This window comes from Actinomadura sp. J1-007, assembly GCF_009793335.1.
GTDB classification, from domain to species: Bacteria; Actinomycetota; Actinomycetes; order Streptosporangiales; family Streptosporangiaceae; genus Spirillospora; species Spirillospora yumaensis.
The window spans coordinates 3,395,752-3,418,717 of the sequence record NZ_WING01000001.1; the positions used below are offsets into that span (position 1 = coordinate 3,395,752).

The 22,966-nt window shown below is 74.1% G+C and carries 26 protein-coding genes and 1 tRNA gene; 18 read left to right on the forward strand and 9 right to left on the reverse strand.

Annotated elements, in window-relative coordinates:
* Positions 1-59: 59 nt before the first annotated feature.
* Together GEV43_RS50280 and GEV43_RS15425 are read right to left on the reverse strand one after the other, a co-directional pair.
* Complete coding sequence (locus GEV43_RS50280) at positions 60-320, reverse strand: hypothetical protein (RefSeq protein WP_241682923.1); 261 nt, start codon at positions 318-320, stop codon at positions 60-62.
* Complete coding sequence (locus GEV43_RS15425; RefSeq protein WP_241682924.1) at positions 302-1,204, reverse strand: class I SAM-dependent methyltransferase; 903 nt, start codon at positions 1,202-1,204, stop codon at positions 302-304. Before GEV43_RS15425 ends, GEV43_RS50280 begins: the two co-directional genes overlap by 19 nt.
* Positions 1,205-1,289: 85 nt before the next feature.
* Here GEV43_RS15425 and GEV43_RS15430 point away from each other — a divergent pair, with 85 nt between their 5' ends.
* On the forward strand, positions 1,290-1,481 hold the full coding sequence (locus tag GEV43_RS15430) for a hypothetical protein (protein ID WP_160821290.1): 192 nt from the start codon (positions 1,290-1,292) through the stop codon (positions 1,479-1,481).
* Positions 1,482-1,565: 84 nt separating this feature from the next.
* On the opposite strand, the gene GEV43_RS15435 is transcribed toward GEV43_RS15430, so the two are convergent.
* Positions 1,566-1,985, reverse strand: a complete 420-nt coding sequence (locus GEV43_RS15435) for a nuclear transport factor 2 family protein (protein ID WP_309239647.1) — start codon at positions 1,983-1,985, stop codon at positions 1,566-1,568.
* A 651-nt stretch (positions 1,986-2,636) separates the two neighbouring features.
* Between GEV43_RS15435 and GEV43_RS15440 the strand changes: the two genes are divergently transcribed.
* From GEV43_RS15440 to GEV43_RS15460, 5 genes are all read left to right on the forward strand, one after another.
* Positions 2,637-3,524 carry a multidrug resistance efflux transporter family protein gene (locus GEV43_RS15440; protein ID WP_206681179.1) on the forward strand — a complete coding sequence of 296 codons (888 nt, stop codon included), beginning with the start codon at positions 2,637-2,639 and terminating at the stop codon, positions 3,522-3,524.
* An 87-nt stretch (positions 3,525-3,611) separates the two neighbouring features.
* Positions 3,612-5,084 carry an AlkA N-terminal domain-containing protein gene (locus GEV43_RS15445; RefSeq protein WP_160821291.1) on the forward strand — a complete coding sequence of 491 codons (1,473 nt, stop codon included), beginning with the start codon at positions 3,612-3,614 and terminating at the stop codon, positions 5,082-5,084.
* Positions 5,085-5,330: 246 nt separating this feature from the next.
* Positions 5,331-5,834 carry a methylated-DNA--[protein]-cysteine S-methyltransferase gene (locus tag GEV43_RS54870; RefSeq protein WP_160821292.1) on the forward strand — a complete coding sequence of 168 codons (504 nt, stop codon included), beginning with the start codon at positions 5,331-5,333 and terminating at the stop codon, positions 5,832-5,834.
* A 60-nt stretch (positions 5,835-5,894) separates the two neighbouring features.
* On the forward strand, positions 5,895-7,043 hold the full coding sequence (gene dnaN / locus GEV43_RS15455) for a DNA polymerase III subunit beta (protein ID WP_160821293.1): 1,149 nt from the start codon (positions 5,895-5,897) through the stop codon (positions 7,041-7,043).
* Positions 7,044-7,554: 511 nt separating this feature from the next.
* Positions 7,555-8,322, forward strand: coding sequence for a phytanoyl-CoA dioxygenase family protein (locus GEV43_RS15460; RefSeq protein WP_160821294.1), 768 nt, complete (start codon positions 7,555-7,557; stop codon positions 8,320-8,322).
* A gap of 377 nt (positions 8,323-8,699) precedes the next feature.
* Here GEV43_RS15460 and GEV43_RS15465 read toward each other — a convergent pair whose 3' ends face one another.
* A complete protein-coding gene (locus GEV43_RS15465; RefSeq protein ID WP_160821295.1) occupies positions 8,700-9,149 on the reverse strand; it encodes a nitroreductase/quinone reductase family protein in 450 nt (149 codons plus the stop codon).
* Positions 9,150-9,273: 124 nt separating this feature from the next.
* Here GEV43_RS15465 and GEV43_RS15470 point away from each other — a divergent pair, with 124 nt between their 5' ends.
* On the forward strand, positions 9,274-9,975 hold the full coding sequence (locus tag GEV43_RS15470; protein ID WP_160821296.1) for a TetR/AcrR family transcriptional regulator: 702 nt from the start codon (positions 9,274-9,276) through the stop codon (positions 9,973-9,975).
* A 1,572-nt stretch (positions 9,976-11,547) separates the two neighbouring features.
* Here GEV43_RS15470 and GEV43_RS15475 read toward each other — a convergent pair.
* Complete coding sequence (locus GEV43_RS15475) at positions 11,548-12,111, reverse strand: helix-turn-helix domain-containing protein (protein ID WP_160821297.1); 564 nt, start codon at positions 12,109-12,111, stop codon at positions 11,548-11,550.
* A gap of 178 nt (positions 12,112-12,289) precedes the next feature.
* Here GEV43_RS15475 and GEV43_RS15480 point away from each other — a divergent pair, with 178 nt between their 5' ends.
* The 3 genes from GEV43_RS15480 to GEV43_RS15490 all read left to right on the forward strand — a co-directional run bounded on the left by GEV43_RS15480 (position 12,290) and on the right by GEV43_RS15490 (position 14,583).
* Positions 12,290-12,979, forward strand: coding sequence for a B3/4 domain-containing protein (locus tag GEV43_RS15480; RefSeq protein WP_241682925.1), 690 nt, complete (start codon positions 12,290-12,292; stop codon positions 12,977-12,979).
* Positions 12,979-13,866, forward strand: coding sequence for an EamA family transporter (locus GEV43_RS15485; protein ID WP_160821298.1), 888 nt, complete (start codon positions 12,979-12,981; stop codon positions 13,864-13,866). Before GEV43_RS15480 ends, GEV43_RS15485 begins: the two co-directional genes overlap by 1 nt.
* A gap of 150 nt (positions 13,867-14,016) precedes the next feature.
* Positions 14,017-14,583 (forward strand): hypothetical protein, encoded by a 567-nt coding sequence (locus GEV43_RS15490; protein WP_160821299.1) that lies wholly within the window; start codon positions 14,017-14,019, stop codon positions 14,581-14,583.
* Between the two features lie 80 nt (positions 14,584-14,663).
* Here the strand turns inward: GEV43_RS15490 and GEV43_RS15495 are convergent.
* The 4 genes from GEV43_RS15495 to GEV43_RS15510 form a co-directional block, all read right to left on the reverse strand.
* Positions 14,664-14,751, reverse strand: a tRNA-Ser gene (locus GEV43_RS15495).
* A 10-nt stretch (positions 14,752-14,761) separates the two neighbouring features.
* The gene (tadA, locus tag GEV43_RS15500) at positions 14,762-15,199 is read right to left on the reverse strand and encodes a tRNA adenosine(34) deaminase TadA (protein WP_160824546.1); all 438 of its coding nucleotides are present in this window, start codon (positions 15,197-15,199) and stop codon (positions 14,762-14,764) included.
* A 31-nt stretch (positions 15,200-15,230) separates the two neighbouring features.
* On the reverse strand, positions 15,231-15,686 hold the full coding sequence (locus tag GEV43_RS15505; RefSeq protein ID WP_309239648.1) for a tRNA adenosine deaminase-associated protein: 456 nt from the start codon (positions 15,684-15,686) through the stop codon (positions 15,231-15,233).
* 101 nt (positions 15,687-15,787) lie between these two features.
* On the reverse strand, positions 15,788-16,273 hold the full coding sequence (locus GEV43_RS15510; RefSeq protein ID WP_160821300.1) for a tRNA adenosine deaminase-associated protein: 486 nt from the start codon (positions 16,271-16,273) through the stop codon (positions 15,788-15,790).
* 427 nt (positions 16,274-16,700) lie between these two features.
* Between GEV43_RS15510 and GEV43_RS15515 the strand changes: the two genes are divergently transcribed.
* The 8 genes from GEV43_RS15515 to GEV43_RS15545 all read left to right on the forward strand — a co-directional run bounded on the left by GEV43_RS15515 (position 16,701) and on the right by GEV43_RS15545 (position 22,951).
* Positions 16,701-16,907: a hypothetical protein gene (locus tag GEV43_RS15515; protein ID WP_160821301.1), complete on the forward strand. Its 207-nt coding sequence runs from the start codon at positions 16,701-16,703 to the stop codon at positions 16,905-16,907.
* 115 nt (positions 16,908-17,022) lie between these two features.
* Positions 17,023-17,661: a uracil phosphoribosyltransferase gene (upp, locus tag GEV43_RS15520; RefSeq protein ID WP_160821302.1), complete on the forward strand. Its 639-nt coding sequence runs from the start codon at positions 17,023-17,025 to the stop codon at positions 17,659-17,661.
* 167 nt (positions 17,662-17,828) lie between these two features.
* Positions 17,829-18,089, forward strand: a complete 261-nt coding sequence (locus GEV43_RS15525) for a hypothetical protein (RefSeq protein WP_160821303.1) — start codon at positions 17,829-17,831, stop codon at positions 18,087-18,089.
* 78 nt (positions 18,090-18,167) lie between these two features.
* The gene (locus tag GEV43_RS46845) at positions 18,168-18,326 is read left to right on the forward strand and encodes a hypothetical protein (RefSeq protein WP_164717194.1); all 159 of its coding nucleotides are present in this window, start codon (positions 18,168-18,170) and stop codon (positions 18,324-18,326) included.
* A 7-nt stretch (positions 18,327-18,333) separates the two neighbouring features.
* Positions 18,334-18,861, forward strand: coding sequence for a PH domain-containing protein (locus GEV43_RS15530; RefSeq protein WP_160821304.1), 528 nt, complete (start codon positions 18,334-18,336; stop codon positions 18,859-18,861).
* A gap of 319 nt (positions 18,862-19,180) precedes the next feature.
* Positions 19,181-20,650: a helix-turn-helix transcriptional regulator gene (locus tag GEV43_RS15535; protein WP_160821305.1), complete on the forward strand. Its 1,470-nt coding sequence runs from the start codon at positions 19,181-19,183 to the stop codon at positions 20,648-20,650.
* Positions 20,651-20,804: 154 nt separating this feature from the next.
* A complete protein-coding gene (locus tag GEV43_RS15540; protein WP_160821306.1) occupies positions 20,805-21,518 on the forward strand; it encodes a FadR/GntR family transcriptional regulator in 714 nt (237 codons plus the stop codon).
* A 149-nt stretch (positions 21,519-21,667) separates the two neighbouring features.
* Positions 21,668-22,951 carry an MFS transporter gene (locus GEV43_RS15545; RefSeq protein WP_160821307.1) on the forward strand — a complete coding sequence of 428 codons (1,284 nt, stop codon included), beginning with the start codon at positions 21,668-21,670 and terminating at the stop codon, positions 22,949-22,951.
* Positions 22,952-22,966 lie beyond the last annotated feature (15 nt).

Below are 22,966 nucleotides of genomic sequence, written 5' to 3' on the forward strand. Positions count from 1 at the left end.
CCTCAGGGCACGCGGGGCCCCCTCCTCAGGACGAGGAATGTCAGAGCGGCGTGCGATGGTCAGGTGGGGGACAGGCGCCAGAGGGAGGTGGTCTCGGCGGCGCGGGCGGCGTGCAGGGGGTCGTCCGGATCGGACGCGCGCGGGTGGCGCGGCTTGATGTCGAGGCGGTCGAGGACCGTCAGCCCTGCGGCGGCGAACGCGTCGAGGAGGGCGGCGCGGGTGCGGAGTCCGAGGTGTTCGGCGAGGTCGGAGAGGACGAGCCAGCCTTCGCCGCCGGGTTCGAGGCGGCCGGGCAGCCCGTTCAGGAAACCGTGGAGCATCCGGCTGTCGGGGTCGTAGACGGCGTGTTCGAGGGGGAGGCGGGACGTCCGGGCAGCCACGGCGGATTGCACACGATCAGCGGCGCGCGGCCGTCCGGCGGGAACAGGTCGGCCTCCACGACGTCCACCCGGCCGGCCAGGCCGAGGCGGGCGACGTTGTCACGGGCGCAGGCGAGCGCGCGGGGGTCCTGGTCCGTCGCGACGACGCGTTCGACGCCCCTGCGGGCCAGAACGGCCGACAGGACGCCCGTGCCGGTGCCGACGTCGTACGCGAGCGTCGTGGACGGAAGCGGCGCGTCCGCGACCAGATCGACGTACTCGCCCCTGATCGGCGAGAACACCCCGTAGTGCGGATGGATCCGGGCACCGGCGAGGGCGGGGATCTCCACGCCCTTCGCCCGCCACTCGTGCGCGCCGACGACGCCGAGCAGTTCGCGCAGGGACGTCACGTAGGGGCCGCCGTCCGGGCCGTACGCCTCGGCGCACGCCTCCCGCACGTCGGGCGCCCGCCGCAACGGGACCACGTGGCCGGCGTCGAGCGGGATCAGCAGCATCCCGAGCGTTCGCGCCCGCTGCGCCCGCGCCTGGCGGTAGAGGTGGAACGCCTGGACCTGCGACGGTTCGACCCGGTCCCGGCCCCGGCGCTTGCGGCGCGGCGTCCGGTCGGCGCGGCGCGCCATCGCCGTGAGGAGCTGCCGCGCGTTCTGGAAGTCGCCGCGCCACAGCAGCGCGGTGCCCTCGCAGGCCATGCGGTACGCGTCGTCCGCGCGGGTGGCGTCGTCCGCCACGACCACCCGGCGCGGGGCCGCCGCTCCGGTCTCCGAACGCCAGAGGGCGGTGCGTTCCTCCCCGTTCTCCGTCCACGCGAGGCGTTCTCCGCCCATGTCACCCCTAGTCGCCGCCGTTCCCCCGATCGTAAGGCCGCGACGCCGGGCCGCCGCCCGCCGGCTTCGGGGAGCAGCCAGGTCGGTGCTGGACGCGTGGTGGGACGTCTCGGCCAGCTTGCGCAGTGCCCGTTGCGACGGGGCCCGGCTCGGCGGCGTAGAGCATGAGGCGGCTGAGGACGCGGCGCGGGTGATCGGCTACCTGGCGTCCCCGCTCGCCTCCCAGGTCACCGGGGCCGAACGGACCGACGACGGCGGCACCCTCCCCCACCTCTGACCCCGGTGGTACGGCTCGCCCGCCGCCCGCCGTCCGCCCGGAACCCCGTCGCCGGGGCCGGGCGGTGGCGCGTCCGGCGGGGGTTCAGGCGGGGACCTTGTCGAGGAAGCCGTGGACGCGGTCGATCCGTCCGTCCTTGGTGAGAACGGCCACGTCGAAGCCGACCACGACGGCCTCGCCGCCAGCCGGACCGAGCTCCCAGGTGAACCGGGCCAGGTCGTGATGGGCGTCCACGCCCCCGGCCAGCCGGAACACGAAGTCGGGGAACTGCGCCTGCACCGCCCCGATGGTCGCGTCGATCGCGTCCCGGCCCTCCGCCTCGGCCAGCGGGTCGATGTACGCGCCGTTCTCGGTCCAGAGGGCGTCGATCTCGGCACGGCGCGCGGCCGGGTCCTTCTGGTTCCACGCGGCGATGTAGCGGTCGACGATCTGCTGGGCGTCGTTCATGGCGTTCTCCTGCCGTATCCGGTCCGGGAGGCCGTCCGGCTCCCCGTTGTCGTCCACGTTTCCAGCGGAACGACCGGAGATCGATTACCTCGCGGGTCATGCCCCCCGTTCTGGCGGAACGTCGCGGCCTGCCCGGATTCGCCCGCCCCCGGGCCGGATAGTGTCTGCCCGCGCCCTCCCACCCTCCACGAAGATCGACCCGTCCGCACGGCGATGTGCCGCGAGCGGTACGAGCGGCGCGCGAGACGGCATCCGAACGCGAGGAAGGAGAGCGGCTCCAGTGGCCGACCCGGCGACACCCGGCACACCCCCGACCGGCCGAACCGACCCGGCCACCCCAGCGGACCAGTCCGCTCGGCCAGACGGACGGCCCGTCCCGTCCGGCCAGGCGGCCCCAGCGGACCAGTCCGTCCCGCCTGGTCAGTCCGTCCCGTCCGGCCAGACGGTCCCCGCGGACCGATCCGTTCCGTTCGGCCAGTCCGTCCCGTCCAGCCAGACGGTCCCCGCGGACCGATCCGTTCCGTCCGGCCAGTCCGTCCCGCCTGGCCAGACGGCCCCAGCGGACCGGTCCGTCCCGTCCGGTCAGGCCGTCTCGTCTGGTCAGGTGACTTCGGCTGGTCAGATGGGCTTGGCAGGCAGTGATCCGCCGGGCGGGGCGGGGGCCGCGTTCGGGGGAACGGGGCGGCGGCGGCTTCGATCGGGCTCGCCGTGCTGGGGGCGCTGTTCTTCTCCGCGTCGTTCATCGCCAACCGGGTCATGGCCGTGGACGGCGGGGCGTGGGAGTGGAGCGCGTCGCTGCGGTTCCTCTACTCGCTGCCGATCTTCTTCGTGATCGTCGCCGCGCGCGGCGGGACGGGGCCCGTGCTGCGCGCGCTGCGCGCCCGGCCCTGGCAGTGGACGGTGTGGAGCACGGTCGGGTTCGGCCTGTTCTACGCGCCGCTGTGCCTCGCCGCCGACCTCGCGCCCGGCTGGACCGTCGCCGCGACCTGGCAGGTGACCATCGTCTGCGGCGTTCTCCTCGCGCCCCTGCTGTACGACGACGAGCGCGGCGCGATCCCCGTGCGAGGCCTGGCGCTGTCGGCGCTGATCCTCGCGGGCGTGTTCCTGACGCAGCTCGGCGGGCACGGTTCGCTGTCCTGGGGGATGGCCGGGGGTGTCGCGGTCGTCCTCGTCGCGGCGGTCGCCTACCCCCTCGGCAACCGGCGGACGATGGAGCTCGCGGGCGCCGGGCTCGACACGTTCCAGCGGCTGCTCGCCATGTCGATCGCCAGCCTGCCGTTCTGGCTGGCCGTCGGGGTGCTGGGCGCGGTGCGGGCGGGCCCGCCGCCGTCCGGGCAGCTCACCGGGACGGCGCTGGTCGCGGTCAGCTCGGGCGTGATCGCGACCTCGCTGTTCTTCGCCGCGACGCACCGGGTGCGCCGCCACCCGTTCCGGCTGGCCGCGGTCGAGGCGACCCAGGCCGCCGAGGTCGTCTTCGTCGCCCTCCTCGAACCGGTGATCACCTCGTCCGCCGCGCCCGGCGCCTGGTCGTGGACGGGCATCGCGGCGATCTGCGCGGGCGTCGTCCTCTACGCCTTCGCGGGACGCACCCGCTGACCCCGCGCGACAACGCCTGTCCGCCCGCCGACGTTGATGTCGGAATTCCGCTAGTGGAACGTGCTGACCATCGGTGATGCTGGAGGCATGCACGAAGATGTGGAACGGTGCGTCCGGGCGGTCCAGTCGAAGGACGCCCGCTTCGACGGGTGGTTCTTCACCGGGGTCGTGACCACCGGGATCTACTGCCGTCCGAGTTGCCCGGTCGTTCCGCCGAAGCCCGAGAACATGCGGTTCTACCCTAGCGCCGCCGCGGCCCAGCAGGCCGGGTTCCGCGCCTGCAAGCGCTGCCGCCCCGACACCAGCCCCGGCTCGCCCGAGTGGAACCACCGGGCCGACGCGGTCGCGCGCGCCATGCGCCTCATCGCGGACGGCGTCGTCGACCGGGAGGGCGTGCCCGGCCTCGCGTCCCGGCTCGGCTACAGCACCCGGCAGATCGAACGGCAGCTGAGCGCCGAGCTCGGCGCGGGACCGCTCGCCCTCGCGCGGGCCCAGCGCGCCCAGACCGCGCGGCTGCTGATCGAGACCACGCCGATCCCGATGGGCGACGTGGCGTTCGCCGCCGGGTTCGCGAGCATCCGGGCGTTCAACGAGACCGTGCGCGAGGTGTTCGCGCTGACCCCGACGCAGCTGCGCGACCGGGTCGCGCGCGGGCATCCGGCCGCCGCGTCCGGGACGCTGTCGCTGCGGCTGCCGTTCCGCGCGCCGCTGTGCCCGGACAACCTGTACGGGCACCTCGCCGCGACCGCCGTCCCCGGCGTGGAGGAGTGGCGCGACGGCGCGTACCGCCGGACGATGCGCCTGCCGCACGGTCCCGGCGTCGCGACGCTGCGGCCCCACCCCGACCACGTGGCCTGCTCCCTCGCCCTCGCCGACCTGCGGGACCTGACGATCGCGATCAGCCGCTGCCGCTGGATGCTCGACCTCGACGCCGACCCCGTCGCGGTGGACGACCTGCTGCGCGGCGACCCGGTGATGGCGCCGCTGGTCGACAAGGCGCCGGGCCGCCGCGTGCCGCGCACGGCGGACGGGCCCGAGTTCGCCGTACGGGCCGTCCTCGGGCAGCAGGTGTCCACGGCCGCGGCCCGCACGCACGCCGCCCGGCTCGTCACCGCGTACGGCGAGCCGGTCGCGGACCCGGCGGGCGGACTCACCCACCTGTTCCCGTCGCCGGAGGCGCTCGCGGACCTCGACCCGGAAACGCTCGCGTTCCCGAAGAGCCGCCGCCGCACCCTCGCCGCCCTGGTCGAGGCGCTCGCGGCCGGCGACGTCGACCTCGGCGTCGGCGCCGACTGGGAGGAGGCCCGCGCGCGCCTCGCCGGACTCCCCGGATTCGGGCCCTGGACGATCGAGTCGATCGCCATGCGCGCGCTCGGCGACCCCGACGCGTTCATCCCGGGCGACCTCGGCGTCCGCGCCGCCGCCCGCGCCCTCGACCTGCCCGCGACCCCGGCCGCCCTCACCCGCCGCGCCGCCGCCTGGCGCCCCTGGCGCGCGTACGCCGTGCAGTACCTGTGGGCGACCGGCGACCACGCGATCAACCTCCTCCCCACCGGCTGAAGCCCCCCGCAGGCCGAGAAAGGATCACCCCATGGCCCGTACGCACACCGCCATCGACAGCCCGGTCGGCCGCCTCACCCTGGTCGCGACCGACGGCGTCCTGTCGGGGCTCTACATGGACCTGCAACGGCACCGACCGGCGGACGAGACGTTCGGCGCGTTCGTCCCCGACGCCCGGACGAGCCCGTTCGGGAGGCCGCCGACCAGCTCGCCGCCTACTTCGCGGGCGAACGGATCGAGTTCGACATGCCGCTCACCCTCCACGGGACCGCGTTCCAGCAGCGCGTCTGGACCGCCCTGCGGGAGATCCCGTATGGCGAGACGATCTCGTACGGCGAACTGGCCACCGAGATCGGCAACCCCGCCGCGTCCCGCGCCGTCGGCCTCGCCAACGGCCGCAACCCGATCGGCGTGATCGTCCCGTGCCACCGCGTCGTCGGCTCCACCGGCGACCTCACCGGCTACGGAGGCGGCATCGAACGCAAACGCTTCCTCCTGGCCTTCGAACGCGAAACCCGTACCGGCGCCAAACCCCCACCCTCCAACCCCTCTTCTGACCCCGTCCCGCCCGCCGAGGCGGCCCGGTGGCAGGCCGGGCCGAGCGGGGACGGGACGCGGCGCGCAAGACGAGCACGGCCACCGGAGGCGAACGGGCCGCGCCAAGCCCAGCACGCCGAGTCCGTCCGCCGTCTGCGCCCCGCCGTCCGGGGGCGGGCGTCGTCGCGCTGGAATGTCAGAGGCGAGGGATAACGTCCCGGGTGTGGGCGATCTCGCTGGGATCGCCGTACGTGTGAGAAGGAGCGGGTCATCGTGGAGTTCCGGGTCGATCGTCAGACGCTCGCCGAAGCCGTCGCCTGGGCGGCGCGCACGCTGCCCGCGCGTCCGGCGCTCCCGGTGCTGGCGGGCATGCTCGTCGAAGCCTCCTCCGACGGCGGACTGTCGCTGGCGGGCTTCGACTACGAGGTCTCCGCGAGCGCCCGCATCGAGGCGGACGTCGCCGCGTCCGGCCGCGTCCTCGTCCCAGGGCGGCTGCTGTCCGACATCGTCCGCAGCCTGCCCGCCCAGCCCGTCGAGGTCTCCCTCAAGGGCGCCGAGGTGGTCGTACGGTGCGGCAACGCCGAGTTCGGGCTGCTGACCATGCCCGTGGAGGACTACCCCGCCCTACCCGAGCCGCCGGGGCTCGCGGGCACCGTCCCCGGCGACGTGTTCGCCGCCGCCGTCGCGCAGGTCACCCCGGCGGCGGGCCGCGACGACACCCTGCCCATGCTCACCGGTGTGCGCGTCGACATCGACGGCGACACCATGTGGCTGGCCTGCACCGACCGCTACCGCATCGCCGCCCGCGAACTCACCTGGTCGCCGTCCGACCCCGGCTTCAAGGCCGGCGTGGTCGTGCCCGCCCGCACCCTCGCCGACACCGCCAAGGCGATCAAGCCCGGCGCCGAGGTGACCATCGACCTCGCGGGTACGGCCGACACGCTCATCGGCGTCTCCGGCGGCGGCCGCGCCATGACGTCCCGCCTGCTCGACGACCAGTACATCGACTACCGCAAGCGGCTCAACGGCACCTGGACGTCCACCGCCAAGATCCGTACCGCGCCGTTCGTGGAGGCCATCAAGCGCGTCGCGCTGGTCACCGAGCGCGGCACCCCGGTACGGCTCGCGTTCACCGCCGACGAACTCCGCATCCGCGCGGCCTCCGGCGACGCCGCCCGCGCCAACGAGTCGCTCCCCGCCGAACTGACCGGCGAGGACGTCGACATCGCGTTCAGCCCCCAGTACCTGCTGGACGGCCTCGCCGGCATCGAGACCGAGTTCGCCCGCCTCGAATGCTCCGGCCCGACCCGCGCCGCCCTCCTCACCGCCATCCCCGACCCCGAGGACGACGAGTCCGAGCCCGACGCCGACGGCGACACCGGTTTCCGCTACCTGGCCATGCCCGTCCGCCTGACCGCCTGACCTCCTGACCTCCTGACTGCCCGGCCTCCCAGTTCCTGCCGTCCCGCCCCGGCCCCTCCGCGTCTCCCCGGGACGTCCCGTCCCATGGCCGTTGGATCTCAGCCGTCGTCCGGTTCGCCCTGCCGTGGCTGCCGTGGCCAATGGGCGGCGGTCGGAGGCAGGGGCGGCGTTGACCGGACGGTTATGGCGACGGTCGGGCGCGGGGGCGGGGGCGGCGGTGACTGGACGGTTATGGCGACGGTCGGGCGCGGGGGCGGGGGCGGCGGTGACTGGACGGTTATGGCGACGGTCGGGCGCGGGGGCGAGGGCGGCGTGGACCGGACGGTTATGGCGGGGCGGATCGGGCGTGGGTCGCAGCCGGTGCGGCGGCGCTGGGCGGGTGTGCGGGAACGGCGCGGGAGCCAGGTGTTGCGGGTGCGCGTCAACCCCTGGCGGCATCCGGCCAGGTGGCAGAGGGCTCGCACCGGCGATCATCGGTTGACGCGACCGCACCATCGGGGATGCTGGATGCGTGGACGTCGAGGGCTTCGTGCGGGACGGCCATGTCGTGATCCGGCGGGCGTTCGATGCCGATGTCGCCGCGGCGTGCCGCGAGGTGATCTGGTCGGTGCTGGAGTCCCACGGGATCGACCGGGCGGATCGCGGCACCTGGCGGGCTCCCAAGGTCGACGCCGCGTGCCCGCCCGGGGGGCCGTTCGCCGCCGCAGCGAGCGGCGCGGTCCTCGTCGGCGCCATCGACGCCCTGATCGGCGCCGGTCGGTGGCAGGCTCCGATCCCCGCGCACGGCGGGACGGTGAAGTTCCCCTTCGAGGACTGGCCGGGCGACACCGGCTGGCACATCGAGGGCAACCGGTGGGGCGGCGAGGACTACTGGACCGATGCCCGTTCCACCGGGCGCGGGCTCACCGCGTTCTTCCTGTTCTCCGACGTCGGCCGGAACGACGCGCCCACCCGGCTCGTCTCCGGCTCCCACCTGTCCGTTCCCCCGATCCTCGCCGCCGCGGGCCCAGCCGGGATGAGCGGCGGCGCCGTGGCCGAACGGCTCCGGCCTTCCGTCCTGCACCGGCCGGTCACCCACGCCACCGGCCGCGCCGGCGACGTGTACCTGCTGCATCCGTTCCTGGTCCACACCGCGACCTGGCCGCACACCGGGACGACGCCACGGATGATGTCCCAGCCGGGCATCGCCGTCCCCGACGGTTTCGACCTGGACGGCACCGACCCCTCACCCGTCGCCGAGGCGATCGTCCGCGGCCTGACCCCCACCCGAAACCGGTGACCCCCGCCCCTCTGCCCATCTCGAACCCCCTGCCGAACGCCCGTCGGGCACCCATGCTGGTCGCGTGCTCGCGCCTGGAGAACGCCGTGCCCTGAGCGTGGAGGACGTCCGCTCGGCCGCCGAGTAGCGCCGCTCCCGCCGTCCGCCCGCTGCGCCGCTGCGTCGCCCGACGTTCGGCCGTCGCTCCCCGCTGCGCCGCGCCGCCGTTCGGCCGTTCGCCCGCTGCGCCGCCGCCCGACCGTTCGGCCGTCGCTTCCCCCTCCGTCGCTCCGCTCCCCGCTCCCGCTGCGCCGCCGCTCGGCCGCGCGGCCGAGCGGCCGTCGCTCACCGCTCCGCCTTTCGCTCGCTGGGGAGGGGGATCGGCGGCTGGTCGGGACTTAGTTGAGTTTGAAGGCGGGGAAGTCGTGGGCTACGGCGGCCAGTTCGGCGTCGGTGGAGTCCTTGGTGAGGCCCTCGAAGAAGCGGCCCAGTTCCCAGCCCCAGCGCGCCACGTAGGCGCGGAGGATCGGGAGCTTGTCGTCGCCGGTCAGTTCCGTCGCGGTGAACGGCTCGGCGGAGCGGCCCAGGCGGAGTTCGCCGTCGCCCGCGACCCGCAGGTTGCGGACCCACTGGGTGTGGCCGCGCGGCGCGACGAGGTAGCGCTCGCCGTCGACGGTGAGCACGTTGACGGGGTTGGTCCGCCACTCGCCGCTGGTACGGCCGCGGACGGCGAGGACGCGCGTGCCGAAGAGGCTGATCCCGCGCCGTGCCAGGAACGCGACGGCCTTGTGGAGGTAGACCTCGACTCCGACGGTCTCGATGTAGCGGGGCGCGGCGGTGGCGGTCATCTCAGGTCTCCAAACTGTGAGCACTGCTCTCTAGTGAGATCAGTGTGCACAATTTGCCCGACCCTCGTCAAGAGCAGTGCTCTCGAATTTGTTCGCCGCTCTCGCCTCTGCCAGACTGCCGGGCATGAACGCAGGCCGTACCGCGCGCGAACGAGCCCGGGCCGAACTCACGTCGGAGATCAAGAAGGAGGCCCGCCGCCAGCTCGGGGCCTCAGGGCCGGCCGGACTGTCGCTGCGCGCGGTGGCCCGCGAGCTCGGCATGGTGTCGTCCGCCCTCTACCGCTACTTCCCGAGCCGCGACGAACTGCTCACCGCGCTGATCGTCGACGCCTACGACGCCCTCGGTGAACGGACCGAGACGGCCGCCCGCGAGGTGCCGCGCGACGGCTTCCGGGCGCGCTGGCGGGCGGTCTGCGAGGCCGTCCGCGCCTGGGCGGTCGAGAACCCGCACGAGTACGCGCTGGTCTACGGCTCGCCCGTGCCCGGCTACCAGGCCCCCGACGCCACGATCGGATCGGCGGCCCGCGTACCGGCGGCGCTGTTCGGCATCGTCCGGGACGCGTGGGAGGCCGGGGCCCTCGACCCCCCTCCGGACGGCGCCGCCCTGGCGCCGCCGCTGGACGCGCAGGCCGCGCTCGTCGCCGACGCGATCGCGCCCGGGGTCCCCGCCGCGGTCGTCCTCCGTGCCGCCGTCGCCTGGACGCAGCTCGGCGGCATGATCAGCTTCGAGCTGTTCGGCCATCTGGCCCGCACCCTCGACCCGGCCGACGCGTTCTTCTCCTACGCAGTGGACCGCATGGCCGACTTCCTCGGCCTGCCCGCCTGACGGCGCGTGATCGGCCCGGGTCAGGTGTCGGTGGACCGGGCGGTGATCGTCGGGGTTCCGTCCAAGGGGCCCGTGCGCGCCTGCTGCCGCGTGCCGACCAGCCAGACGCCGTCCTGGCGCGTCGACGTGGACGCCAGCCAGACCGCGCCCTCGCCCAGCGGCTGGGGGACGCTTCGAGGGTCCAGCGGTGCCCGTCGAAGTGCGCCAGTTCGCCCCGTCCGCCCGCGACCCACACGTCGTCCGGGCCGACGGCCGTGACGGTGTTGGCGGCGGTCACCGGCGACTTGACGCGGCGCCACTTGCGGCCGTTCCAGCGCAGGACGCGATCGCGCCCGACCGCCCACACGTCCTCCGGCGACACCGCCGTGACGTCCGTCAGCGGGAACCTGGTGGACGGCGCCGCGACCCAGCGCCACGCGCGGCCGTCGTAGTGCGTGATCAGCCCGGCGCGGTCGGCCGCCCCGACCGCCCACACGTCGCCGGGCGCCGCCGCGGACACCGCGAGCAGCTTCCCCTTCGGAACGTTCGGCATGGCCGCGGGCGCCCAGTCGCGTCCCGTCCAGCGCAACGCCACGGGCCCCGAACCCCCAGGACCAGCGTCCGCGCGCCCGCCGACCCTCGTTCCGGACGGCCCGGCGGGATTCTCCGCGGGCGTCCGGGGAAAGCCATGGCCCACCGCCCACGCGGTCCCGTCGGGGAGCATGGCGACGTCGGTCAGGACGTAGCCGCGGGCCAGTTCGGGAGCGCTCCAAGCGTCCCAGGAACGCCAGGACTCGCCGTCCCAGTGCCTGACGAGCGGCACCTCCGTACCGGCGAGGCGGTCGTAGGCACCGCCCACCGCGATCGCGTACGGCCCGTTCCCAGCTTGCGGCGGCCCGTCCGAACGCCCGGAACGCCCCGCCGAAGCCAAGCCCTCACCCGGCGACGCATCCGTTCCGCCGGTCGGGCCCGGCGGCCCGTACGGCGCGCCCGACGCACCAGTCCCGCCCAAGGAGCTTGACGCTTCCAGCCCAGCCGCCGCCGCGCCCGTCCCGCCCAAGGCGCCGGGCCGCTGGCCCGGCACGTCCGAGCCGCCCGCCTGAGCCTGAGGTCCGGAGCCAGGACCAGACCCGGGAACGGGGGTCCAGGTGCAGGCGACGCCCTGGAGGGCCGCGCCGAGGAACGCGGCGTCCGGGGCCGGGCCGGGCGGGACGGTCCAAGCGGTGCCGTCCCAGTACGCGGCCAGGGGCTGCTGGGAGGCGTTCCCGACCGCCCAGACCTGCGTAGGCGAGGCCGCGGCGACTCCCGTCAGCAGGTGCGGGATCTCCACCGCGGTGGGGGCGACGACCTGCCAGGGTCCGCCCCGGAGCACCATCGCCGCGCCGGTGACCCTGGGGCGGCCATGGGTCTCTTGCCGGTTCACCGCTTACGGCCCCTCACCTGTGAGACGGGTCCCGTCCAGCGGGATCATCGACCGTGACCGTGGGTCGTGACAAGCGTTCGCACACCCCACCAACGAAACGATCTGAACGGTCCGTTCCACGGAGCCTCCGGCGGTTCGGTCCGGTCGTCCGGTCCACGCCGCTCACGCGGTCACGGGTCCAGTACGGCGAGGACGAACCGCAGGCCGGTGTCGCCCTCGTTGACGTAGGAGTGGGGGCGGTCGCCGACGAACACCGCGGCGACGCCCGTTCCGATGCTCTCCACGGCGCCGTCCACGAGCAGCGTGAGCGTGCCCTCCTCCACGTACGCGATCTCCTTGGTGCCGGGGAGGTGCGCGTCGCTCTCGCGCGTCTCGCCGGGGGCCAGCTCCCAGCGCCACAGCTCCAGCGAGGGGCGCGGGTCGCTGCCTCCGAGCAGCGTTCCGGTGCCGCCCGAGTCGCCCCGCCACAGCACCACCTGCCGGTCGGCCGGGAACACGCGCACGAGCGGCTCCCGTTCCACCTGGACGAGGCGGGTGAGCGGGACGCCGAGGGCGTCGGCGATGCGGATGAGGGTGCCGAGGTTCGGGTTGCCGCGGCCCTGTTCGAGGCCGACGAGGACGCCCTTGCTGACCCCGGCCCGCCCGGCGAGCTCGTCGAGGCTCCAGCCGTGGCCGCCGCGCAGGGCGCGGACGGTCCGCGCGACGGCCTCGCCGATCGCTTCGTGCTCGCTCAAGGGGGTCCCTTCCGCCCGATGGGCCGGCCTCCGTACGGTCGTCCCGCCCGCCGCGGACCCGGCCCGGCCGCGCAGGAACGATCTCACACCCCCCACCGGCTCCGGCGGACGGCACGAACCTCATCTACCCCCCACGATGGTCGTTATACTGATATTTACAGTGCATTAAAGTGACCGCATGAGGGAGACCCCGAGAATGCTCGACCGGATCGCCGTCGACGGCGCCGTGCGCGCGCTGCGCCCCGACTTCGCCGTCCTCGTCATGACCGCCGAGGGCCTGGCGAACGGCCCGACCGACGACGTCGCCGCCGGCTGGCTGGAGGCCGCCGCCGGGTCCGCCACCGCGTCCGCGGGCGACCCGCACATCGAGGCGTGGCGCGACGCCTACCGGGCGTTCGGCGCGAAGCCGCAGCGCACCAGGCCCTCCGTGGACGCCCTGCTCCGCCGCGCCGACGCCCTGCCCACCGTCAACAAGGTCGTGGACGCCTACAACGCGATCAGCGTCGAGTACGCCCTGCCCATCGGCGGCGAGGACCTCGACGCCTACCGCGGGCCCGCACGCCTCGTCCGCGCGGACGGCGACGAGCCGTTCGACACGGTCGCGGGCGGCGAACCGGCCGTCGAGCACCCGTCGGCGGGCGAGGTCGTGTGGCGGGACGACGACGGCGTCACCTGCCGGCGCTGGAACTGGCGGCAGTGCGTCCGCACCAGGCTCACCGAGGACACCAAGAACGCGCTGTTCCTCCTCGAACGCCTGGAGCCGTACCCCCTCGACCGCTTGCGCGCCGCCGGCGACGCGCTGTCCGCGCGGCTGCGCGCCGTCACCCCCGGCGTACGGATCGAGAGCCGCCTGATCGGCGGCGAGTGATGGTGACGGCGCTGGCGCTGTCGGCCGCGCTCGCCTACGGCGTCGCGGACTTCCTCGGCGGCGCCGTCGCCCGGCGTTCGACGGCGCTCAAGGCCCTGCTCTGGTGCGTCCCGATGGGCCTGGCGATCGTGCTGCTCGCCGCGTTCCTCACCGGAGGACGGCCCACCGCGCCCGGCCTGGCCAGCGGGTTCGTCGCGGGCCTGGCGGGCGGCACCGGGCTGATCACGTTCTACCGCGCGCTCGCCCGCGGCCCGATGAGCGTGGTCGCCCCCGTCTCCGCGCTCGCCTCCGCCGTGCTGCCGGTGATCGTCGGAGTGGCCCGGGGCGAACGGCTCGACACCGGCGCGCTCGCCGGGGTGCTGCTCTGCCTGGTCGCGATCGGCCTGGTCAGCATGGAGGACAGCGCCGCCCGGCCCGCCGCCGAACCGCGCCGCGGCCTCGACGCGCGGCGGCTGCTCGACAGCGGACCGGCCATGGCCGCGGTCTCCGGAGCCTGCTTCGGGATCTTCTTCATCCTGCTGAAGACCGCCGGTGACGACGGCGGCCTGTGGCCCCTCGTCGCGGCCCGTACGGGCAACGTGGCGGTGATCGCGGTCGCGTTCGCCGCCATGGCGCGGATGCGCGGCGCCGACCCGGGACCCCGCGTGTCCGGACGGCTCCTGATCGGCCTCGCCCTGCTCTCCGGCGCCCTGGACGCGGGCGCGAACGCCCTCTACTTCGTCGCGGCCCAGCAGGGCATGCTGAGCCTCGCCGCCGTCCTCACCTCCCTCTATCCGGCGATCACCGTCCTGCTCGCCCGCATCGCCTACAGCGAGCGGCTCCGCGCCGTCCAGCGCGTCGGCATGGCGGTCGCCGTCGCCGGAGTGGCACTCGTCACGGTCGGCTGACCTGGAACGCTCCCGGCAACGTGTTGACCGTTGTGTACGCCGATGTAGCAAATAGCCGGATCTGGCCTTTGTGTCGTGTATCCATGGGCGGAACGGCCCCCGTCCGCATACCTTCTCGGCTGCGATCTTGGAACAGGCCGAGGGGGAAGCATGCGGTACGCCGTTGCCGTGGTGGCGGGCGCGACGATGATCGGACTCGCCGGATGCGGAACGTCCGGAGACGACCCGAAGTCGGGCGGCGTACCGGCATCGCCCGGCGCCTCGTCCGAGCCGGCCGCCTCCCCGCCCGCGCCGCGCGGCTCCTCGCCCAGCGGACGCCTGACAGCCGCGCAGGTCCTCGCCGCCCTGAAGCGCGGAGGCGTCCCCCTGCGCGTGACCGCCGTCTACAACGCCCGGACCGACCCCAACCACAAGCTCGGCAAACCGGGCCAGTACACGAGCAAGGCCGCCTGCGCCGACCGCCGCGTCCCCCTCGCCAAGGTCCACGACAAGTCCAAGGGAAGCGTCGAGTACGGCTGCGGAGTCGAGGTCTACCCGACGAACGCGGGCGCGAGGGCCCGTTCGGCATTCATCAAGCAGTCCATCGCCGCCGTCGGAATCCTCGTCCCCGAATACCACCTGATCCGCGGCGGAATCCTGCTCCGCGTAACCAAACTGCTCCCCGCCAAACAAGCCGCCACCTACAAACCCCCCTTCACAACCCTCCCCACCCAATAACCCGAGGCCGAAACGCGTTGAGGGCGGGACCCGGGGGTCCCGCCCTCAACGTGGTCGGCCAGGTGGACGGCCGACTCAAATGGCGGTGGTGGTGGGATTCGAACCCACGGAAGCTTGCACTTCACACGCTTTCGAGGCGTGCGCCCTCGTCCACTAGGCGACACCACCGCGGGAGAGCCTACCCGACTCTGCGGCGGGTGAAGAACTCGGTCAGCAACGCGGCGCACTCGTCGGCCATCACCCCGGCGATGACCTCGGGACGGTGGTTGAGGCGGCGGTCCCGTACGACGTCCCAGAGGGAGCCGACCGCGCCGGCCTTGAGGTCGGCCGCGCCGTACACGACGCGGTCCAGGCGCGACTGGACGGCCGCTCCCGCGCACATCGTGCAGGGCTCCAGCGTGACGACCAGGGTGCAGCCCGCCAGCCGCCAGGCGCCGCGCGCGGCCGCGGCGGCGCGGATCGCGACGATCTCGGCGTGGCCGGTCGGGTCGGCGGCGCGCTCGCGGTCGTTGTGCCCGGCGGCGACCGTCTCGCCGGACGGGCCGAGCACGACCGCGCCGACCGGGACGTCCCCGGCCTCGCCCGCCAGCCGCGCCTCGGCGAGCGCGCGCCGCATCGGTTCCGCGAACTCCTCGCCGGGAGGGATCTCAGTCACGGAGCCGGTCGAACTCCTCGCCGAACCCGGCCCGTTCGGCGACCACCAGCAGCGCGTCGCCGGGCAGGGCGCGCTCGCCGAGGTCGCCGAGCTCCTTGGCGTCGAGCCCGAGGTCGGCGAGCAGGGACGGGTCGCCGGCCGGTTCGCCGTCCGGGACGTCCCCGACGAGCTGGTGGAACAGCGCACCCAGCCCGTCGTCGCGAATGGTCGACACGTAGGCGTGCGGCTCCTCGTCGCCGTCCAGCCGCACCACCGCGAACCAGTCGTCGTCCTGCTCGATGAGCAGCACGACCGGGTCGCCGTACGACTCGACGGCCGCCTCCCGCATCAGATCGGCGACGTCGTCGACGCCCTCGGCCTCGGCGAGCACGGCCTCGGCGCCGACCCAGCCCTGCGGGGTACGCGCGAAGACTGCGGAGAAGTACGACACCTGCTCATTGTGACCCACGGGATCGCAACCGTCACACCCTCGCGAGCGCCGTTCTCAGAGACCGCGCCCCAAGAGCACGCGCGCCCCGGACGTCGGGCCGGGGAATCGTCGGGGACGTGCTAGACGACCGCGTCCAGGGCCCGTTCGAACGCGGTGGCGAAGCCGATGCGGCCCGCGACGCTCAGCAGCATCTCGTCCGGGTACAGCTCCAGGTCGCCGGAGATCGCGCCCAGCTCCATCTCGTCCAGCCCGAGGTCCGCGAAGATTGACATGTCGCCGACCGGGAGGACCTGGTCCAGCTCCTCGTCCTCCGGGATCGGGATGTCGAGGTGGTCGAGCACCTGCCCGGCGAGCGGCCAGTCGACCGACGCGGTGACGTCGGACAGGAAGACCATCACCTCGTCGCCGAGCAGGCGGATCGCCACGAAGAAGTCGTCGCCGACCGAGACCAGCCCGATCGTCCCGCCGAGGCTCGGCTGCTGCCGCAGCGCGTGGATCAGCCCAGCGAGATCCTCGGTCAGCGCCACAGGGAGGATCTCGGCCTCCCAGCGGTCGTCTTCCCGGTACACCACGACGGCGAAGTCCGTCGCGTCCACATCCGTCATTTCCACCCCACCGGCGCGGTTCCTGCCAGGGCATGGTCCCAGATGCGGCGCGTGCTCGCGTACCTCACCGCCGAACTGGGGCGCCGCGCCCGCGGTGAAACGGGGAGTCAGCGCTGGTCCAAGCGCCCTGCGCAAGCTCCTGGTCCATGATTAATTGATGCGGAACGTCCGCCGCCGCAGCGCCGCGTGGATCCGTGCCCTTCTGGATCGGTGCGGCGTCACCCGGCGGCGCAGTTCGCGCGCCTCGGCCAACTCCCGGAGGAAGATCGCCCGGCGCCGCAGCCTTTCCCGGACCTCCTCCGCGGAAACCTCGCCGACCGCGGAAACCTCGTTCTCCCCCTGGACCCCGCCGGCCTCCGCCGTCTCGCGCGAGGGAACGTCCGGAAAACGTCCGGCGACGGGCCGGAGACCGGCCTCACCGGACGGAGTGGGAGGGGAGGGCGCGTACGGCGTCGAAGGCGGGGAGGGAGCGGGAGGCGTTCCGGGGGACGAGCGCTCGGGGGAACGGCTCGCGCGGGCCGCCGGCGCGGCGCCGGACGGGCCGCTGACCGGGCCGGACGCGGAGGGCGCGGCGGGCGCGGGAGGCGGGTCGGGCGCGGACTCGCGGGCCCGCGCGGCCGGCCTCGAATGCTGATCGCGATCGCTGTTCATAACGGCATACTGCCCAGCTCAGCGGGCTCCTATCCTCCGGCTCCGACGGGCGGCCGAGCAGGGGCGGAGCGTCCGGGCGGGTGGGTTACGGTGTGGCCATGCAGACCCTCGCCGTCGACCACCCGCTCGTCGCGCACAAGCTGACCACCCTGCGGGACGTGCGCACCGACTCGCCCACGTTCCGCCGCCTGGCCGACGAACTGGTCACGTTGCTGGCCTACGAGGCTACCCGCGACGTCCGGGTGGCCGAGGCCACGGTGAACACCCCCATGGAGCCGGCGCGGGGCGTCCAGCTCGCCAGCCCGAAGCCGCTCGTCGTGCCGATCCTGCGCGCGGGCCTCGGGATGCTGGACGGCATGACGCGGCTGCTGCCGACCGCGGAGGTCGGGTTCCTCGGGATGATCCGGGACGAGGGCAGCCTGCAAGCCCAGACGTACGCGACGCGGCTGCCCGACGACCTGTCGGGGCGGCAGTGCTACGTCCTGGACCCGATGCTCGCCACCGGCGGCACCCTCGCCGCCGCGGTCAAGCTGCTGTGCGAGCGCGGCGCCGACGACGTCACGGCCATCTGCCTGCTCGCCGCCCCCGAGGGCCTGAAGTACCTGGAGCAGGCGTTCGCCGACGTGGACGCCCCGATCCGCGTGGTCACGGCCGCGATCGACTCCCACCTCAACGAGCAGGGCTTCATCATGCCGGGCCTCGGCGACGCGGGAGACCGCCTGTACGGCGTCGTCTGAACGGGCCTTCCCGGCGTTCCCGGCGGCGGGCGTCGCCGGAATGTTCGATCCTTGATGACCTTGGGTAATACACCGCTACGGAACGTCAGTGTTCGTTCCCCTCCGCCACCCCGGCAACAGGGGACGGTTCGGACCGGGGCGGTGCGAGCGAGGCTCTAGGAAGCGTGATGGCTCACCAAGGGGACGGCGAGGAGCCGCTGTACGAGGAGATCGGCGAGCGCCTCACCGAGGAGTTCGAGGGCGTGCACGCCTCCGAGACGGTCGCGCGGTGCGTCGCGGCGGCGCGCCACGGAGCCGAGGAGGTCACGGGGGCGGCCGAGGCCGGCCTGGTCGAACGGATCGCCCGCAGGCACCTCCAGGTGCTCGCGGCCGTCGCGGCGGAACGGCGCCGCCAGGCGCGCCGGACGTCTCTCGGAAACGCGCCATAGCCGTTGCTTTGCCGGTGCTGCCCGCTGTGCGAAACTGACCTGGGGTCAGTGGGTCTACGCGCGCTCCGGGAGGCAGTCGTGCCCGCCAAGAAGTACATCACGTGGGTCGCCGTGGCCTTCGTGGCGTTCTACGTGTTCAACCAGCCCGACGGGGCTGCGCGATCCGTGCAGACCGCCGCGGACGGACTCGCCTCCGCCGCCGGCTCCGTGGCCACCTTCGTCAACGCACTGGCCTGAGGTCCCGATGAGACTCGTGACGCCCGGCGACTCCGCTCCGGCGTCGGTGAACAAGTACCTCCTTCCGCACGAGACGCAGGTCATCACGGTGCGGCGGCACCCGGCGGTGCTGATGGTGCCCGTCGGGCTCGTCCTCGGCGGCCTGATCATCGCCGGGGTGCTGAGCAACACCGTCGCGGGCGCGGGCTCGGTGATCTCGTGGATCTGGTGGGGCTGGCTGATCCTGCTGGCGTGGTTCGTGTGGCGGGTCGCCGAGTGGTCGGTCGACTACTTCGTCATCACCAACCAGCGGATGCTGCTCACCACCGGCCTGATCACCCGCAAGGTCGCGATGATGCCGCTGGCGAAGGTCACCGACATGAGCTTCAAGCGGACGATCGCGGGCCGGATGCTCGGCTACGGCGAGTTCGTCCTGGAGTCCGCCGGCCAGGACCAGGCGCTGTCGACGGTCGAGTACCTCCCCTACCCCGAGCAGCTCTACCTTGAGGTCTGCGAAATGATCTTCCCCAACAAGAACCCCGGAGCCGACGACTGACCCCCCTCCCCGGCCGCGGCGCGCCGCCGGTCCAGGACGGCCCGGCCGCGGCGTCCCCGCTCCCGCCCCCGTTCGCCAGGCGGCTCCCGGGTCGTTCCGGTACGGCGGCCGTGGACCGGTGCAGGCGACGAGCAAAATCGGCGGATACGGTGATCTTGGCCGGTTCGTCGGCTACGGTCGGGGGACGGGGTGCCGAGCACGGGGGCCGGACGGGTGGAGCCAACTCTTGCCGCTTCATTACTCTCGATGTGCGATAACCCGCAATGTGCAATCATGTCGGCACCCCAGCCGCTTGTTTACTTCCGCTAAGTGAGTCCACATGCCGGGTCCAGGCAACGTCGGCGAACGTGTCCGCAACCTGCGGCTGACCAGACGCTTGTCGCAGGCACAGCTCGCCGGTCACGACCTCTCAGACAGCTACATCTCGTTGATCGAGTCGGGTAAGCGAACGCCCACCCCGACCGTTCTGCGCATGCTGGCCGAACGGCTCGGCTGCACCCCGGAGTACCTGGCCGAGGGCGTCGAGCCGGAGCAGCGCGCCCACCTGGAGGTACGGGAGCGCCACGCGCACCTGGCCCTGCTCGGCGGCGACCCGGCCACGGCGGAGTCCGGCTTCGACGACGTGATCGCGCGCAGCGACGACCCCGACCTCACCGCGCGCGCCCGCTGGGGCCGCGCCCGCGCGCTGGAGGAGCTCGGCCGCACCGCGCAGGCCATCGCCCTGTTCGAGGAGCTGCGCGAGCACGCCGAACGCGACCCGGGCCGCGCGAGCTGGCTGCCGCCCGTGATCGCGCTCGCGCGCTGCTACCACACGGTCGGCGACCTCGGGCAGGCCATCGCCCTCGGAGAGCGCGCCCTCGAACGGCTCGGACGCCTCGGCCTCGCGGTCGGCGAGGAGCACGCCGAGGCCGGGCGGATCCTCCTGCTCGCCTACGTGGATCGATCCGACCGCGAACGCGCGCACGCCCTCGGCCGGACCCTGCTCGGCCCGGACCGTTCCGGCGACGACGCGCCCGCCTCCGTCCACTACCAGCGCGCGAGCACCCGCGCGCTGGAGGAGTCGGCGATCGGCGACTCGCTCTACCTCGCCGACCAGGCCCTCGCGTCCCGCCGCGAGGGAACGCCCCGCCAGACCCAGGCCCGCCTCAGCCTCGCGGGCGCCAAGGCGCTCCTGCGCGGCGTCCGCCCGTTCTCCGAGGCGCCCGCGGAGCCCGAGGGCCGCCGGGGCATGTTCCCCGCGTCCGCCGAGCTCGGCCGCCCGCGTCCCGAGGGGACGCCGGAGGCCGCCGCCGAGGCCCTCGGCCTCCTCGCCGCCACGTCCACCCTCACCGGCTCCGAGGCCACCGAGGCGACGATCGTGAGGGCGCGGGCGCTGGTGCTGGCCGGGGAGACGTCGCAGGCCGTCACCGCCCTTGAGGACTTCCTCCAGACCGGCATGGCCCTGGCGGCGCCGGAGGGCTCGACCGCGCGGCCCGTTTCGCCGCCGCCCGGCACCGACCCCGAGGCCCGTACGCACACGACGGTCCTGGCCCGCCTCGTCCTCGCGCGCGCCCGCGTCGCCGAGAACGACCCCGCCGCCGCGCGGGTCGTCCTGCGGGCGGCGCAGGACCAGCTCGACGGCCTGGCGCCGGGCCGTCCCACCGCCGCCCTGTACCGCGAGCTCGGCGAGCTCCACGAGATCGTCGGCGATCCGGCCTCGGCCGCCGCCGCGTACCGCCGGGCCCTTGAGGCCGCCGGCCTCCGCCACCCCCGCCCCACCGCCGCCGCCCGGGACCTCGGACGCGTCTGACGCCGCGCCGGGCCCGGCCGCGCGGACGGGGTGTGGGTTGCTTCACAGTGCGCCCGTTACGGAATACCGCGGGTGTGTCTGAACGTCTTACCTTGCAGACATGGGATGATTGGCTCACCGGACGTTCCGGTGGGTCCCGGACCGAGGGGACGCCTTGACTCTGCGCACCGCCCGCCGTTCGTCGCTGGTCGAGCAGGTGATCGACCAGCTGAAGAACGAGATCGCCGCCGGCGACTGGGCGGTCGGCGCGAAGATCCCCCCGGAGCCGGTGCTGGTGGAGACCCTCGGGGTCGGGCGCAACACGGTCCGCGAGGCCGTCCGCGCGCTGACCCACGCCGGCCTGCTCGAAGGCCGCCAGGGCGACGGCACGTACGTCCGGGCGACCAGCGAGCTGTCCGGAGCCGTACGGCGGCGCCTGGAGGCGGCCGAGCTGGTCGAGATCCTGGAGGTGCGGCGCGGCCTGGAGGTCGAGGCCGCGCGGCTCGCCGCGTCCCGCCGGACGGCCGCGGACGCCGCCGAGATCGCGCGGGCGCTCGCCCGCCGGGACGCCACGTGGGCGTCCGGCGACCACGCGGAGTTCGTCGAGGCCGACCTGGCGTTCCACCAGGCCGTGGTCGAGGCGACCCACAACCAGGTGCTCATCGAGCTGTACCGCGACTTCGGCGTCGCGCTGCGGGCGAGCATCGGCGCCGCGGGCACCCTCCTCGAACACGCCGACATCCCGCACGACACGATCGCCTCGGCCATCGAGGCCGGCGACGCCGAGGCCGCCGCGCACGCCACGCACGCGTGCCTCGACCGCATCCTCGAATCCACCAAGCCCATCCCGGACGCCCCGCCGCGCGACGCCGAGGCCGTCCACGCCTGACCTCCGGCGCGGCGGGACCCACCCGCCCGCACGCCGGCACGGGCCGTCGAACGGCCCGCCATCACGATCCGCGCCTCCGGGACGTCCCGGCACCGCGGTCTGCCCCATTTCCACGTACGACGCGCCCACGGGCGCATGACGAAGGCGACATGAGCACCTCTGCGACCCCGTCCGTTCCACGCGTCTCGCGTGCCACCGCGATCTGGACCCTCACCGGCCTGGTCCTGCTCACCGTGAACCTGCGTGCCGCGATCACCGGGATCTCCCCGATGCTGAGCGACATCCAGGACACGTTCGGGCTGTCGGGCGTCGGCGTGAGCGTCCTCACCACGCTGCCGGTGCTGTGCCTCGGCGCGTTCGCGTCGCTGGCGCCGGTGGTGGCGCGGCGGCTCGGCGCGGAGACCGCGATCGCCGGGGCGCTTGTCATGATCACGATCGGCATCCTGCTGCGCGTCGTCCCGGCGCAGGCCGCCCTGTACGCGGGGACGGTCGTCGCGGGCGCGGGCATCGCGATGGGCAACGTCCTGATGCCGGCGGTCATCAAGCGGGTGTTCCCGTCCCGCGTCGGCTCGCTCACCGGCCTCGCGATGATGCTGATGGCGGCGAGCGGCGCGATCGCGGCCGGGGTGGCCGTCCCCCTCGACGACGCCGGAGGCTGGCGGCTCGCGCTCGCCGTCTGGGCCGTCCCGTCCCTGGTCGCCGCGCTCGCGTGGGGCCCGCTGGCCGTCCGCGGCCGGCGCGCCGCCCCGCCCGCCGAGGCGGCCCCCAAGGCCGAGGGCTCGCTGCTGCGCTCGCCCGTGGCCTGGTACGTCGCGGCGTTCATGGGCCTCGCCTCGCTGATGTTCTACGTGCTGATGTCCTGGCTGCCGGAGGTCATGCGCGACCACGGCTACGCGCCCGCGACCGCCGGGATGATGGTCTCGGCCATGATGATCATCGGTATCCCGCTCGGCTTCGCGGTGCCGGTCTTCGCCGCCCGCCTGCGCGACCAGCGCGCCGTCGTGGTCGGCGTCGCGGCGACGATGGCGGCCGGCATCGGCGGCCTGCTCCTCGCCCCGTCTCTCGGCTGGGTGTGGGTCGCGCTCCTCGGCGTCGGCACCGGCAGCGCGTTCCCGCTGGCCTACACGCTGCTCAGCCTGCGCTCGCCGAGCCCCGCGGTCGCCGCCCGGCTGTCGGGCATGGCGCAGACCGGCGGCTACCTCCTCGCGGGCCTCGGCCCCCTCGCGGTCGGCGTCCTGCACTCGGCCACGGGCGGCTGGAACGTCTCGCTGACGCTCCTGCTCGCCCTCGTCGTCCCGGAGATCATCTTCGGCCTGCTCGCGGCGCGCCCCGGCTTCGTCCGGACGGACCCCGTCCACGAGGAGGGCCGCCTGGAGCACCTCATCGAGCCGAAGGACCTGGCCGCCCCCGCCCCGGAACCGGCCCGCCGCTGAACCCGCCCCGGCCGC